Genomic DNA, 14318 nt, shown 5'->3' on the forward strand with positions numbered 1-14318 from the left:
TGACCAAATTGTCCATATGGTCAATTTCCAACAAAAAAGAGGATCATCTACCTCGACAACCCTTGCAAAAAATAAAGCGTAAACAATTCCGCAATTTGTTCTTTTGTCAACGGTTCATGATCTTTTTCCCAATCGACGATCAAGGCGATGTACGTCTTGAGCATCAAAAACGCCATAATTTCCGAATTGCACGGACGAATCTCCCCTTTTTCCACCGCCGCATCAATTTTTTGCCGAATGAACTCGACCATCGCCCGATCCAGTTTAGCAAGCACGTCTTGCACCGCCGCCGTACCGATATTGCGCACTTCTTGAAGCAACTTCGCCGTCAGCTGATGGCGTTGACGGACTTCTAAAATGCGGTACAAAGCGCGATGGACGTTTTCGGAAAACGGCAGCGATGAATCCATCGCCATCTCTGCCTCGGCCTTGATTTCCGCAATCAGTCCAGAGACGATTTCATCGAGCAGTTCCTCTTTGCTTTTAAAAAACGTGTAGATCGTCCCTTTGCCGACATTGGCGAGCTTGGCGATCTGTTCCATCGTCGTCGCCTTGTAGCCAAACTCAGCAAACGATTGGGCCGCCGCTTCAATGATTTGCCGTTTGCGGTCACTTGCCATACTCCTCATCCTTCAAACTGACTAAATGAACAATTTGGTCAATCCGTATTCATTATACTATCAAACAACATAGATGTAAAGGGCCGTCGCATTAGGGGAGGGAATTTTTTCCTGACCCCCGTCCTTTCCAAGCAAATGGGTAGAAGCGCCGTTCAAGCCTCTCCCTCATTCTTTTCACATCCCTTTTGCGGCGGAAACCACTTCCACGAACCAAAAGAGACAAACAAGCCATCCGCTGCTTTTCACTTCAAACGGCGGGCGGCCGCACCGACGTCCAAATGTGAGCGGCAAACGGACCAGGGCGTTGAAAAACCGTCGATTAACGGACGCTGCTGTACAGATCGGACGTCTGTTGCACTGGTGCTTGCTGCAAATACAGAAGCACGTCACGCACCGCTTTTTCGCCTTGGTCAATGCAATCCGGCAAGCCAAGCCCTTCGTACGAGCTGCCAGCTAGAAACACTCCAGGCAGCTCAGAAGCCATCTGCCGCTTAATGTGCGCCAGCCGCTCGCGGTGCCCGACCGTGTATTGCGGCATCGCTCGCTTCCAGCGCGAGATGACAGCGAACTCGGGGGGGCCGGCAATGTTCATCACTTTATTTAAATCATCCAATACGATGCGGACGATCTCATCATCAGGTTGGTCGACAATCTCCTCATCGCCCGGGCGCCCGACGTAGCCGCGCAAGAGCGCCTTCCCAGGCGGCGCGGTGTGCGGCCATTTTTTATGCGTCCATGTGCACGCCGTCATCGTGTAATCGCTGCGGCGCGAAACGACAAACCCGGTGCCGTCCATGTCCTGGCGGATCGCCTCTGCCGGGAATGCGAGCGCCACCGTCGCCACCGACGTCAACGGCACTGAACGGAACGGGGCAAAAAACGGATAATCGGCAAACAGATCTGGGACAATATGGTGCGGTGTTGTGACGATGACGCTGTCCGCTTCCCACGTTTCCCCTGTGCTTAGCCGCAGTCGATACATCGAATTCACGCGGACGATGCGCTCAACGCGCACTCCTTTGATGACGCTGCCCGGCTCCAGTCGTCTTTCCATTTCATCAACGAGCGACTGCAAGCCCGTTTTTAACGTCTGGAATGCCCCTTTTCGCTCTTTTTGCTCTTTCGGCATCGTTCGTCTCGCTCCACGGACAAGGCTTCCGTATTTCTGCTCGAGCTGAAAAAACTGCGGGAATGTCGCCATTAAACTCATCTCATCGATGTCGCCAGCATAAATGCCGGAAAGAAGCGGCTCGATGAGATTGTCCACCACTTCATCACCGAGACGGCGGCGGAAGAAGCGGCCGAGAGGCATATCACCATCGACTTTCACCGGCGGCAGCACGAAGTCAAGCGCCGCCCGCAGCTTTCCGATCGGGGAAAACAGTCCGGTCGTTAAAAACGGGGCGAGGCGCGTCGGAATGCCCATCACCGCTCCACCTGGAATTGGATAGAGTTTGCCGTTGACCAAAATGTACGATGTTCCGATCGCGTTATGAACAATCGCATGTTCAAGGCCGACTTCCTTCACAAGGCGAAATGCGCTCGTTTTCCGCGCCAAAAACGAGTCGGGGCCGCGTTCAATGACAAAGCCGTCGCGGACGACCGTCTGCACTTTTCCACCGAGCCGGTGCGTCGCCTCAACAAGTTTGCATGTAAGTGGGAGGCGTTGCTCTCGAACCGCTTTTTGCAAGTAGTAAGCGGCCGTCAAGCCAGTCATGCCGCCGCCGATGATGACGACCGTCCGTTGCCCTTCATTCATGTCGATCGCCTTCTTCCGCCCACCGCTTTAACACAACCGACGCCAATGCATCAATAAATAATGGATTCGTGTTGGGCATCTCCAGTCGGTAATAACGGGCGCCGATCTCTTCGGTCACTTGCTTGCATTCAATGTCGTTATCGTACAGCACTTCCAAATGATCGGCGACAAAACCGACGGGTGCATAAACGAACGACGTATAGCCGCGCTCTTGATGAAGCTGGCGCGTCAAGTCTTGTACATCCGGCCCAAGCCATGGCTCCGGCGTCTGACCGGCGCTTTGCCAGCCGACGGCATAGTGAGCGACGCCGGCTTGCTCAGCGATTCGTTTCGCTGTATCTTCGAGCTGTGTTGGGTACGGGTCACCGGCTTGAATAATTTTTTCCGGCAAACTATGTGCGGATACGATCAGAACCGCTCGCTCCCGCTCATGTTCCGGCATGGCGGCAAAAGTCGCTCGCACTTGTTCCCCCCAATATTGCAAAAACTTCGGCTCATCATACCATTGATCAATCGTGTAAATGACCGGCCCACCGAGCTTTTCCGCTGCCGCTTTCGCCCGCTCATTGTACGAGCGAATGCTGAATGTGGAATAATGAGGGGCTAGGACGATCCCGACGGCTTCATGGATGCCGTCATCATGCATGCGCTCAACCGCCTCTTCAATGAACGGCTCAATATGTTTCAACCCTAAATACGCACGAAACTCCACTTCGTCCTGCATTTCGTTTAGCCGCTCCTCGAGCCTTTTCGCCTGCTCTTCCGTAATTTTCGCAAGCGGCGACAATCCACCGATCGCCCGGTAGCGCGCTTTTAAATCCTCGATTTGTTCTTGCGGCGGCTTGCGCCCATGGCGAATGTGTGTATAATACCGTTCAATATCATCTTCCCGGTACGGCGTTCCGTATGCCATCACGAGCAATCCCACCGTTTTTTTCACCATTGTGCCACCCCCTCATTTAGTTCATTGACGTATATTCATGGATAAAAGCGGTCAGACGCTTCAGCGTCGCCGGCTGAACATCCGGAAAAATGCCGTGGCCTAAGTTGAAGATGTAGCCCGGCCGTTCCATCCCTTCATCCAAAATGCGCTTCACCCGTTCTTCGATCACGTCCCACGGCGCAAGAAGCACCGCCGGATCCAAGTTGCCTTGAATCGCTTTCGCAATGCCTTGACGGCGCGCTTCGCGAATCGACAGCCGCCAGTCAAGGCCGATGACATCAAGCGGCAAATCGTTCCACTCATGCACCAAGTGACCGGCGCCGACGCCAAACATAATGAGCGGAGCCCCTTCTTCCCGCAAAGCGGCAAAAATGCGCACCATCGCCGGCTTGATAAACGTCCGATAATCGTCAGCATTGACGGCGCCAACCCAAGAATCAAAAATTTGCACGGCGCTTGCCCCTGCCCGAATTTGCGCCCGCACATAACGGATGGTCATCTCAGCGAGCTTGTCCATTAAAGCGAACCACGCTTTCGGTTCAGCATACATGAACGCTTTCGTCTTATGATAATTTTTCGATGGACCGCCTTCAATCATGTAGCTCGCCAACGTAAACGGCGCCCCGGCAAACCCGATGAGCGGCACATCCAACTGTTCATTGACAAGGAGACGAATCGTTTCAAACACATACGGCACATCATGTTCTGGATCAATCTCCCCAAGCCGCTCGACATCTTGAAGCGAGCGAATTGGATTCGCGATCACCGGCCCGACGCCGCCCTGAATCTCAACGTCCACGCCAATGGCCGGCAGCGGCGTCATAATGTCTTTATATAAAATGGCGGCATCGACGCCATATTGCTCAACTGGAAGTCTCGTGACGTACGCGCAAAGCTCCGGTTGATGCGTAATGTCAAACAGCGAATATTTTTCTTTCAGCGCCCGATACTCCGGCTGCGACCGTCCGGCTTGCCGCATATACCAAACCGGCACGTACGGCGTTTGTTCGCCGCGGCAGGCGCGCAAAAATGTATCGTTGATCTGTCTTGCCATCTCCATCCGCCTTTCTATCCTCACAATCCCGTCAACGATTTCGCCTTTTCTTGCCTTCAAACATTGCCTATCTCCTTTTCACTATACAGCTTTCCGTCGCCAATGTATAGAGAAGAAGGCGAACTGTCAAAAAATCGACCGATTTTTCAGCTCATGCCCATTATAGCAAAAAAGCTGCCCCGGCCGCACGGGACAGCTTTCTGTTCAGATGAGAAACATGGCGACAACGGTCGTAACCACCAAACCGACAGCAACAGGGATGAGGTTGCGGCGCGCCAGCTCAAACGGGTCAACCCCGCAGATCGCTGCCGCTGGAATAAGCGCCCACGGAACGAGTGTGCCGCCGCCAACCCAAATGGCAGCGATTTGGCCGAGCGCCGTCAACGTCGCCGCTCCGCCGCCAATCGCTACAGAAAACAAATGAGCAACCGAACCGGCGAGCGAGATGCCGGAAAATCCGGAACCGTCAAGACCAGTAATGGCCCCGACGATCGTGAGTGTAACCGCCCCCACCTCATTGTTCAGCGGCACCGCATGAGCCAAGGCAACCCCTAAATCGTTGACGATGCCTTGCGATGCCTGCGGCAAATAGTCGCCGATGATTTTCACAAATCCCGCATCGCCAAGATAGAAAAACGCGGCGATCGGAATAACAGGTCCGAACACTTTAAACCCGAACTGAAACCCTTCAATAAAGTAATTGGTCACTTCCGCAAAACTTTCTTGCCGATGGGCGAGAACAGAGATGAGAATCAAAATGAAAATCGCCGTCCCACCGACCAAGGCGGTCGCTTCCCCGCCTTGCAATCGCAAATAAAACATCGCGATGACATCAAAGGCGAACAAAATCGGAATCAACAGCGCGAGCCATTTTTTCGTTTGCCCCGTCAGTAAATGGCCTGTTTTCTCCAGCGTCGAATCGACCGTTGCAGCCATTTCCGCCTCTCCGCTTGCAAGTCGCCCTCGCTTCATGTCACGACGCAGCAAGTAAAACGCGGTGACCGTTGTGACGGCCCCCATTACAAAAACAAGCGGCACGCTGGCAGCGATGACATCGCCGACCGGCAGCCCGGCGGCATCGGCCGTTAATTTCGGCGCCCCTTGGATGATAAAATCGCCGGAAAGCGCGATGCCATGCCCGAACAAGTTCATCGCCATCGCCGCTCCCAACGCCGGCAGACCGACGCGGACCGTTGCCGGCAACAGAACTGCCCCCATGAGAGCAACAGCTGGGGACGGCCAGAAAAACCAAGAAATGATCATCATCAAAATTCCGATCGTCCAATACGCCCAAGCTGGCGTACGAATGAAACGGACAAACGGCGAAACCATGACATCATTGATGCCGGTGGCCGACAACACTTTGCTCATCGCCACAATAATGGAGATGACTAAAATCGTCGGCAATAGCTCCGTAATGGCGTAAATAAAGCTGTTAAACACTCCGCTCACCGCTGCGCTCAACGAATGGGTAGCAACCGCCGCCAACAAAAAGATGCCGACAATGCAAATGAGTGATGTATCTTTGCGGGCGACCATAAACCCAATAATGAGCACAATGAACAGCAAGTAAATCCAGTGCAGCGCTACAAGCTCTACACCCATGAACCATTCCCCTTTCTTCCCAACTTCGAGTCCGACCCTACGGACATGCGCCCAGGCCGGCGTACTACAGCATATGAAGCGGGAAAAAAGGTGTGAAAGCTCGCATCGTCTCACGCCAAAAGAAAAAAGCAGGCGAAATCGTCGCTAGCGTCCGGCCTTCTGCCCATGCCGCAAGCGCACGTACCGCCCTGCCGACCAAAGCCCCCATATGTTTCCGCCAAACCAAGTGGCGAGCCAAAGAAGACCTGGGGAAACAGCCAACAGCACGAGATGGAATACCGTGTTCTGCCCAATCAGCAGAATGGAGAGCAACCGAACGGCCGCAGCATCGGATTGCTCCTGCGGCAACGGGTACAGCTGCGGCCATAGCGAATAGCGATGATGGGAAGGCAGCGCGGCCAGTTGAACAGCGGTCGCATAAAGAAACAGAAAGGCGATCGCCGCCCGCCCGTATTCGTGATCAACTACAGTGAGCAGAACGCTTCCGAGCGCGGTGAGGCGGACATACAGGCCAATATACCCACCCACGCGCAAAAACGTGCGGGCATACAAATGAAAAAACACATGCCGCTTGTCGTACGGAATCAAAGCGAGCAGCGGATCGAGCCAGCGCCGACGCTTCGCCGCCTCCCGCCATTCCGAAACGTCGGTAAACAAGTTGGCCAGCCGATAAAACGCCGTTGCCGCTCGCTGTTCTTCGGCGATGATCCGTTCCCATTTCCACGTTTTCCCTCTCACCAGCCGTGACAAATAGATGGAAAGAGCCGCCATGAGCCCGACGACAACGACAAACAACGGCCATGGCGCCGCTGCCAGCGCCAAATAAACGAACACCGCCGCTAAGCTGAAGCGCGCGAATGCGCTAAAGCGATGAAAAGACGGATCAGCAATATAGCTCCCTTTCCAAGCGACCCATAAGCTCCATCCTTTGAAGCAGAATAGACCAAGCAAAAAAAGCGGCCATGACACCGGGGAAAAGCGAGCATGCAGTGGACCAGCCAACAACAAAAGCAAAGAAAGGCCGTACGCCTGCCATAACCATGAGACGAAAAACGCCCGCTGAATATACGGCCCCAGCCGTTCTTCCATCGGCAATAAAAACACCGTATCCGCCTCGCGGAACAACGTGCGCACCGACCCAGCGGCCTCCGCCCAACCGAACACAACAGCGGCAATAGCCGGATACGGAAACGAGTGGGGAAGCCCGGCCGCCCAGCGCTCGTACATGACCGCTAGACCACCAAGCACGACGAGCGAGCCGACGAGCAAATGGTCATTGAACATATAGCGCAAGTAGCGAATCCGTTTTCGCCATTCCGCTTGGAAACGCTGTTGCCAAAGGCGGCGTGCGTCAATCATGACGCATCATCCCTTGTCAAAGCAATATACAGTTCATCAAGCGACGCCCCCCGCAGCCCGAACTGGCGGCGAAGGTCATCGAGCGTTCCTTTTGCCCTGACACGGCCGTTGTGCAAAATCACAAACGAATCGCAATAGCGCTCTGCCGTCGCCAAAATGTGCGTCGACAACAAAATGCCCGCTCCCTTCGCTTTCTGTTCATTCATTCGCTCAAGCAGGGCGTGAATGGCAAGCGGATCGAGGCCGAGAAACGGCTCATCGATGATATAAAGCGGCGGTTCAAGCAAAAAGGCGCATACAATCATGACTTTTTGCTTCATTCCTTTCGAAAAATGAGCCGGAAACGAGGAAAGCCGCCGCTCCAAGCGAAACTCACGAAGCAACGGCGGAAGGCGGCGTTCATACTCCGCTTCGCTTAATCCGTACGCCATCGCCGCTAGACGCAAATGTTCCTCAAGCGTCAATTCTTCATACAACACCGGTGTTTCCGGGATATAAGCAAACTGCCTCCGATACGTTTCCGGTCCGTCCGCAAGCCGATGGCCGTTGATGGAAATCGTGCCGCGGCGCGGTTCCATCAAACCGATAATATGTTTGATCGTCGTGCTTTTGCCTGCTCCATTTAGGCCGATCAAGGCGACCATTTCGCCGCGATCGACCGCAAACGTCACGTCTTCAAGCACGTTTTGCGCCGTGTAGCCTCCGGATAGATCCTTCACCTGCAAAAGCGTCATCGTCTGCTCCCTTTCCGTTTGGGCGTTTATCCCCATTGTACCAAACCATAGCCTCGCTTACCAAAAAAAGATCACGCCGTTCTTTTGCATAAACTCACTCAAGCCGGGCATGATAAATAGCGAAGAGGGGATGAGGGATCAAAAAGTCGATGGACGATCCATCTGAAATGGGGTGTTCGTCAAAGACACCGTTGTGAGCCGCAAAACGTTGTAAACGTTCCTAGGGAGCGACCATCACATTCGTTGCTGGGAAGCAACGAGCCTTTCCAAAGGGGATGGTCACGTTGAACAAAGGAAGCGCTCACGCCGAAACGACTTTTGCTGCAAATGGGGTGTTCATCAAACGCACATTTGCTTGAGTCATCCTCTCCCCTTTTCACCAACCGGGATGGATCCTGCGTTGCGGGATTACATCCCGGTTTTTTTATGGTAAAATGGAGAAAACGGGAAGGAAAGGGTGACCACAGTGAGCGATTGCATTTTTTGCAAAATCATTAACAGCGAATTGCCCGCGGCGAAAGTGTACGAAGACGACCATGTGCTCGCATTTTTGGACATCAGCCAAGTGACAAAAGGGCATACGCTTGTCATCCCGAAAGTACATACGGAAAACATTTTCACCCTCACACCGGAAGCGGCCGGCCAACTGTTTCGCGTAGTGCCGATGATCGCCAATGCGCTCAAGCGAGCATTTTCTCCGGTCGGGCTCAACTTATTGAACAACAACGGCGAGCAAGCGGGGCAGACGGTGTTCCATTGCCATCTTCACCTCATTCCTCGCTACGGCAAAGGGGATGGGTTTGGCGCAGTCTGGAAGTCGCATGCGAGCGACTATACGACCGCTGACCTGCAGGCGATCGCTGCCACAATCCGCGAACGGCTCGGGTGATCTCCAACAGCAGGAAGGACAAACCCACAAATAAAAAACGGAAGCAGGGATGTCCCGCTTCCGTTTTTACTGTTTTCCTTGCTCCCCGATCACATCTTGCAAATCTTTGTCTTTGATCTCAACACCGGCGCCTTTCACCAGTTTGTCCACTTTTGACTGCATCGTCGCAGGATCAAGCTTGTTCCGTTTGACTTCAAATGCAATTTCGTCTTTCATTTCGTTGAACGATTTTTTCTTTTCTTTGTCCGTCACTTTAATAATATGGTAGCCGTAATCCGTTTTCACCGGATCGCTCACTTCGCCGACTTTCAGCTTATAGGCGGCTTCTTCAAACTCCTTGACCATTTTCCCAGGGCCAAACCAGCCTAAATCGCCGCCGTTGGACGCCGAGCCCGGATCTTGGGAATATTCTTTAGCCAACTTGGCGAAATCCTCGCCTTTATCAAGCTTCGCCTTTACTTCTTTTGCTGTTTTTTCATCTTTGACCAAAATATGGCTGGCGCGAATTTTCGGCTTGTAGTTGTCATAATACTCCTTCAGTTCTTTCTCCGTCACTTTTATGTCTTCAACAGCCGCTTTCGTCCGCAGCAAATCGAGCTTGACCATTTCGCGGATCATTTTTTCTCCGTTCTGCTGCACGGCCAAATCATATTGCGTTCCATACGCTTCCTTGATCCGTTCGATTTCGCGGTCGATCTCTTCATCGGTTACCTTGTATTTTTTGCTCAACACTTTTTCGTCGATCAAATCACGAAGGACGGACTTGCCGACGCGCTCTTTCATCTCATTGTAAAATTCGTCTTTCGTAATATTGCCGTTTTTCGTTTCCACAATCACTTCGGAACCGTCGTTATTGCAGGCCGACAAAACCATGAGCGAAACGACGGCAGCGGCCATCATCCATTTTTTCATTCGTTTCACAACTCCTACATCTTTTTTCGATTGAACATTCCCGCGCTTTCAAGCGGCGCAGATCGAATGGCGCCCACGGAACAACATGTTCGCCTCTTCAACCACGACAATAACTATACCATATTTCCAGAGAAAAAAAAACCTCTTTCCGTTTTAGTCATCCGCCCATAACATGCACGCTTGCCATACATATGATGAGGATGAAGCGCTCGACAGGCTTCTTCTTGCCGAAAGGGGGTGTTACAATGAGCGCACCTTACTCCGGAGGCTTTGCGTTGATTGTTGTGCTGTTCATTTTGTTGATCATCGTCGGCTGCGCCTGCGTCATTTACTAAACGAAAGCGGGTGCTCCCTCAAAAAGGGAGCACCCTTTTTGCCGCCTTCCTTAAAGAAAACGGCATTGGAGCTTTCTGCGCCAGCACCGCCGCACCCACCAAAAACATCATGTAAACAACACTTCAAAGTAAGAAGAGATTAATAAAATCGTAATAAGGACATTGATCGTGCGAAAAACCGCCGGCTGCTGCTCTTCGGGGATGTCACGCTGCGCGCAAAGTGAGTGTGTGAGCTGGTTGATAAAAAATAAGACCGTAACCGCCAGGAGGATGAAATAAAACACCAAAGCTGTTCCCCTCCTCTTCGATCTTCGCCAAACGCCGCCCATGGCTTTAACTTTACATCGTTCACGTCTGGAAATCAATCATTTTTCGTTTTCCGGACCCAAACCGATTTTTCTATTGGTGAATGCGCACAAATTCGGTAAAATATACGTAAAAACGGTCACATTTTCGTCACCAAAAGGAGAACGATATATGGAATCGTTGGAAAAGCGAGTGGCCAAACTGGAATTTCACCAGTCCCTGTTGATGGAAATGATCGACGAAACGAAAAAACCATTTTATTCCCTTATCATCCGCGCTGATTTGACCAAAGAAGAAGTCGACGCCCTCCTGGCGTTTTGCCAAGAGCTTGCCGACCAATACGAACAGCAAAAAGCGGAAGGGTTGACGATTTTCACTCCCCTGCTCGTGCAGTTTGCTGGAATGCTTCATCCGAACCTTCCGCTGGAACAGACAATTGACGCTCTTTTGGCCCAACAAATGTTTGTCCCGCTGATGACCGAGCTGAAAACGCTCATTCGCACCATCAGTTAGCCTGGCTGGCCAATTCTTTCTCATGCTCTTCCGTTTTCGGCTTTCGCTTGACAAGTTTGCCGTCCTGCTCGATAAAATCTTCTTTAATGTTTTCAAACGCCCGCTCGAAAATTTCCATGAAATCATCGCCATAAATGTTGCGGACGATGCACATCATTTCTAAAATTTCTGGAAACTTCCCGTACAACTCGCGCAACGGCAACGCCCCATTGAAAACGGCATTTTTCGTCGGGTCATACGTCTCCATCAGCTTCATCAACACTTCTTCGCCTTTTTCCGTCAACTCAATGTACGTATTGCGCTTGTCATCCTGTTTTTTGGAAAACGAAAGCAATCCTTTTTCTTCTAATTTTTTTGAGAAGTTGAACGCCGTCGATACGTGCATCACGCCAAACTTGGCGATTTCCGAAATCGAGGCTCCCTTGAAATGATAGGCGATCCATAAAATGTGATGTTCGTTAATGTTCAAGTCAAACGGCTTGATCCACCGTTGCCAATCTTTTTCAATCGATTTCCATAACGCTTTGCTCAACTGGGCAATTCGTTGGCTGAATAACATCGCCTCTTTGATGGAATAATGCTGTTCTGTCGCTTTCATTGTTCCACCCACTCTTCCCTCACCGTATTTTTTACTCTCCATTATATCAATAAAACAAAAAGGAATAAAGACAAAAGTATTTATTTTTATGATTTTTTTTGCATATTCATAGTAGTAAACATAAGGCGCTTGGCGCATACAGGAGGAGAATGCCATGGTGTATATACAATGGCTGCTTATCGTCTTCGGATTCTTATTTTTCTGTCTTTTTATAAACGCATTTGTTACCTTATGGAAAGCGCGGGCGTACCCACCGAAAGCATTGCTGAAAGAACGGACTTTGCGCTATATTGGAATAGCGTCCATTTGCTTGCTCACCGCTTGGCTTCTCAGCTATGTCTAATATATCAGAAATGAATGGAATGCGAGGAATTTTTTTCTTATCCCCTCTCTTTGATAGCAAAAAACCCGACCAGCAATGATCGGGTTTTTCGCCGTCTACACGTGCGCTGTAACGTTCATCCGTCGGAAAATCGATGATGCGATCGGATAGATGATGGCCATCGCCACTGCGTTCAACGCCGCTGTCGGCAGCACGATGGTGACAAACAGCGCCGAAAACGTCGCTCCGCCTGGCAACCCGACAAACAAGAGCGCTGCTGCCAAAAACACTGCGCCGGAAATCGCTGTGCCGACGGCTGCCAACACCGCGGCCCCGATGACCGTTTGGCTATATGTTTTCATCAAAGCCGCTAAGGCAAACACAACAAGGGCGGTGATGATTTTATCGATCATATTCGGCAGCTGCCCACCCGGAAACGTCGTCGTCATGGCTGAGATCAAACCGGTGACGACACCGACAAGGCCGACCGCTTTGACGTTTGGAAAAAGCAAAATCGCCAAAAACATCATCGCCAGCATCATATCCGGCTTCATTCCGAAAAACAATCCCGGAATAACCGCATGCAACACGGCTCCGATTCCGACTAACAGCGCCATCGATACTAATGCTCTCACATTCATGCTCATCTCTCCTCTTCTCTCCTCATCTATATGCTCAAGAATTTTTTTATCATTATATCACTTTGCAGTGTAAAAGTGAAGAAGAAATTTTCAGGCAAAACGGCGGCGGAACTCGTTCATAAATGACGCAAGCGCTTCGCACGCCTCAAGCGGCACCGCGTTGTAAATCGACGCCCGGCAACCGCCGATCGATCGGTGCCCGCCAAGCCCGACAAACCCACGTTCTTTCGCCTCGGTGAGGAACGTTTTCGTCAGCTCCGCATTGGGAAGCGTAAAGGTGACGTTCATAAGCGAACGGCTTCCCTTTTCGGCGTGCGGTTTGTAAAAGCCGCCGCTTTCATCAATCGCCTCATACAGCACGGCCGCCTTTTGCCGGTTGCGCTCTTCCATCGCCGCCACACCGCCTTGCTCTTCGACCCATTCGAGCACGAGCGACAGCATGTAAATCGCAAACGTCGGCGGCGTGTTGTAAAGCGAATTGCTCTTCTGGTGCGTCCGGTAATCGAGCATCGTCGGCAGCCCGTCCGGGATGCGTTCAAGCAAGTCATTGCGGAGAATGACGACCGTGACTCCTGATGGGCCGAGGTTTTTTTGCGCCCCGGCGTAAATGAGGGCAAACTGGCTGACGTCAAACGGGCGGCTTAAAATATCGCTCGACATATCCGCGACCAAGTCAACCGGTGTGTTCGGGAACGCCTGCCATTGGGTGCCGAAGATCGTGTTGTTTGACGTGATATGGACGTAGGCGGCGTTTTTCGGCCATTGGACGTCGTCAAGCGACGGAATGTATGTGTAGTTCGCTTCTTTGCTCGAAGCGACGACCGTTGTCAAACCGATTTTTTGCGCTTCCTTCAGCGCTTTTTCCGACCACGCCCCCGTCAGCACATAACAGCCGATTTTCCCTTCCGTCAGGAGGTTCATCGGCACCATCGAAAACTGCAAGCTCGCCCCGCCTTGCAAAAATAAAATGTCATAGCCGTCCGGCACGTTGAGAAGCCGCTTGAGCCGCTCTTTCGCCGCATTGTGCACAGCCTCGTATTCTTTGCTCCGATGGCTTAATTCCATGACCGACATGCCGGTGTTTTGAAAATTAAGCAGCTCTTTTTGCGCCCGCTCAAGCACCGGAAGCGGCAGCGCTGACGGGCCGGCGTTGAAGTTGTATGCGCGTTTCATCGTCATCCCTCACTTTGCCTCCTGGTAGTCCATGATATTATTATCCTAACACGATTCGAAAAAAAAGAAAGGGAATTTTTCGAAAAAAGCGCTTTCAAACGAAATCTTCCAAAAAAGAAAGCCCCTGCTATTGCAAGGACTTGGCCTGTTTCCGCCGTTCCCGTTCCTGGCGGATGCGTTCCATGTAAACTTCGCCTTCTTTTTCAATGAACGCCTCGTCAATTTCCCGCTCGCGCGCCGCCGTTTTTACGGTCATATAGCCGCTGAAAATAATGCCGGCAACGACCAAATACACCCACCAAGGCAAACTGAGCATCGCCATTCCCCCTTGTATGCTTGTCTTAGTACACTATACGCGCAAAAAGGGGGCAGTATGCATGGAGAAAGAGGCGGGAATGCCGCCTCTTTCTCAGGGACAACGCTTATGCATCGTTTCGTTTTGGCTTCTTTTCCACCTTCGCCTTCTTCCATTGACGGCGCAACTCTCTCAACTCTTCTTTCGCCTGTTCGTATTGGGTCTTCGGGACGATTTCAATGACCGGTTCGATCATGATC

General features: G+C 51.8%; 17 protein-coding genes. 3 read left to right on the plus strand and 14 right to left on the minus strand.

Annotated features, from left to right (window positions below; all coding sequences use genetic code 11):
- Positions 1–47 precede the first annotated feature (47 nt).
- From N685_RS0102000 to N685_RS0102030, 7 genes are all read right to left on the minus strand, one after another.
- Entirely contained in the window at positions 48–620 is a 573-nt protein-coding gene (locus N685_RS0102000) for a TetR/AcrR family transcriptional regulator (protein WP_031405416.1), read from the minus strand.
- A 319-nt stretch (positions 621–939) separates the two neighbouring features.
- Positions 940–2379, minus strand: coding sequence for a protoporphyrinogen oxidase (gene hemY / locus N685_RS0102005; RefSeq protein WP_031405418.1), 1440 nt, complete (start codon positions 2377–2379; stop codon positions 940–942).
- Positions 2372–3322, minus strand: a complete 951-nt coding sequence (gene hemH, locus N685_RS0102010; protein ID WP_031405420.1) for a ferrochelatase — start codon at positions 3320–3322, stop codon at positions 2372–2374. Before hemH ends, hemY begins: the two co-directional genes overlap by 8 nt.
- Positions 3323–3338: 16 nt before the next feature.
- Positions 3339–4376, minus strand: coding sequence for a uroporphyrinogen decarboxylase (gene hemE / locus N685_RS0102015; protein ID WP_031405423.1), 1038 nt, complete (start codon positions 4374–4376; stop codon positions 3339–3341).
- A 204-nt stretch (positions 4377–4580) separates the two neighbouring features.
- Positions 4581–5981, minus strand: coding sequence for a hypothetical protein (locus N685_RS0102020; protein WP_031405425.1), 1401 nt, complete (start codon positions 5979–5981; stop codon positions 4581–4583).
- Between the two features lie 144 nt (positions 5982–6125).
- Positions 6126–7340: an ABC transporter permease gene (locus N685_RS0102025; protein ID WP_031405427.1), complete on the minus strand. Its 1215-nt coding sequence runs from the start codon at positions 7338–7340 to the stop codon at positions 6126–6128.
- Entirely contained in the window at positions 7337–8074 is a 738-nt protein-coding gene (locus tag N685_RS0102030; RefSeq protein WP_031405429.1) for an ABC transporter ATP-binding protein, read from the minus strand. The genes N685_RS0102025 and N685_RS0102030 overlap by 4 nt, the downstream gene beginning before the upstream one ends.
- Before the next feature lie 466 nt (positions 8075–8540).
- Between N685_RS0102030 and N685_RS0102040 the strand changes: the two genes are divergently transcribed.
- On the plus strand, positions 8541–8963 hold the full coding sequence (locus N685_RS0102040) for an HIT family protein (protein WP_031405432.1): 423 nt from the start codon (positions 8541–8543) through the stop codon (positions 8961–8963).
- Positions 8964–9029: 66 nt separating this feature from the next.
- On the opposite strand, the gene N685_RS0102045 is transcribed toward N685_RS0102040, so the two are convergent.
- Positions 9030–9875 (minus strand): peptidylprolyl isomerase, encoded by an 846-nt coding sequence (locus N685_RS0102045; RefSeq protein ID WP_031405434.1) that lies wholly within the window; start codon positions 9873–9875, stop codon positions 9030–9032.
- A gap of 245 nt (positions 9876–10120) precedes the next feature.
- Between N685_RS0102045 and N685_RS18750 the strand changes: the two genes are divergently transcribed.
- Positions 10121–10210: a YjcZ family sporulation protein gene (locus N685_RS18750; RefSeq protein ID WP_021322511.1), complete on the plus strand. Its 90-nt coding sequence runs from the start codon at positions 10121–10123 to the stop codon at positions 10208–10210.
- A 107-nt stretch (positions 10211–10317) separates the two neighbouring features.
- Here the strand turns inward: N685_RS18750 and N685_RS0102055 are convergent, their stop codons facing one another.
- Positions 10318–10497, minus strand: a complete 180-nt coding sequence (locus N685_RS0102055; protein ID WP_031405435.1) for a hypothetical protein — start codon at positions 10495–10497, stop codon at positions 10318–10320.
- A 190-nt stretch (positions 10498–10687) separates the two neighbouring features.
- Between N685_RS0102055 and N685_RS0102060 the strand changes: the two genes are divergently transcribed.
- Positions 10688–11029 carry a YhaI family protein gene (locus N685_RS0102060; protein WP_031405438.1) on the plus strand — a complete coding sequence of 114 codons (342 nt, stop codon included), beginning with the start codon at positions 10688–10690 and terminating at the stop codon, positions 11027–11029.
- On the opposite strand, the gene N685_RS0102065 is transcribed toward N685_RS0102060, so the two are convergent.
- The 5 genes from N685_RS0102065 to N685_RS0102090 form a co-directional block, all read right to left on the minus strand.
- Positions 11022–11627, minus strand: a complete 606-nt coding sequence (locus N685_RS0102065) for an HTH-type transcriptional regulator Hpr (protein ID WP_011230156.1) — start codon at positions 11625–11627, stop codon at positions 11022–11024. The two genes, N685_RS0102060 and N685_RS0102065, sit on opposite strands and share 8 nt — an antisense overlap.
- Positions 11628–12065: 438 nt before the next feature.
- Entirely contained in the window at positions 12066–12590 is a 525-nt protein-coding gene (locus N685_RS0102075; RefSeq protein WP_031405443.1) for a tryptophan transporter, read from the minus strand.
- 90 nt (positions 12591–12680) lie between these two features.
- Positions 12681–13763 (minus strand): 3-phosphoserine/phosphohydroxythreonine transaminase, encoded by a 1083-nt coding sequence (serC, locus tag N685_RS0102080; protein WP_031405444.1) that lies wholly within the window; start codon positions 13761–13763, stop codon positions 12681–12683.
- 127 nt (positions 13764–13890) lie between these two features.
- Entirely contained in the window at positions 13891–14079 is a 189-nt protein-coding gene (locus N685_RS0102085; protein WP_031405446.1) for a sporulation YhaL family protein, read from the minus strand.
- Positions 14080–14185: 106 nt separating this feature from the next.
- Positions 14186–14314 carry a hypothetical protein gene (locus tag N685_RS0102090; RefSeq protein WP_031405449.1) on the minus strand — a complete coding sequence of 43 codons (129 nt, stop codon included), beginning with the start codon at positions 14312–14314 and terminating at the stop codon, positions 14186–14188.
- Between the last annotated feature and the right edge of the window lie 4 nt (positions 14315–14318).

The organism is Geobacillus vulcani PSS1, assembly GCF_000733845.1.
In the GTDB taxonomy this organism is placed as follows: Bacteria; Bacillota; Bacilli; order Bacillales; family Anoxybacillaceae; genus Geobacillus; species Geobacillus vulcani.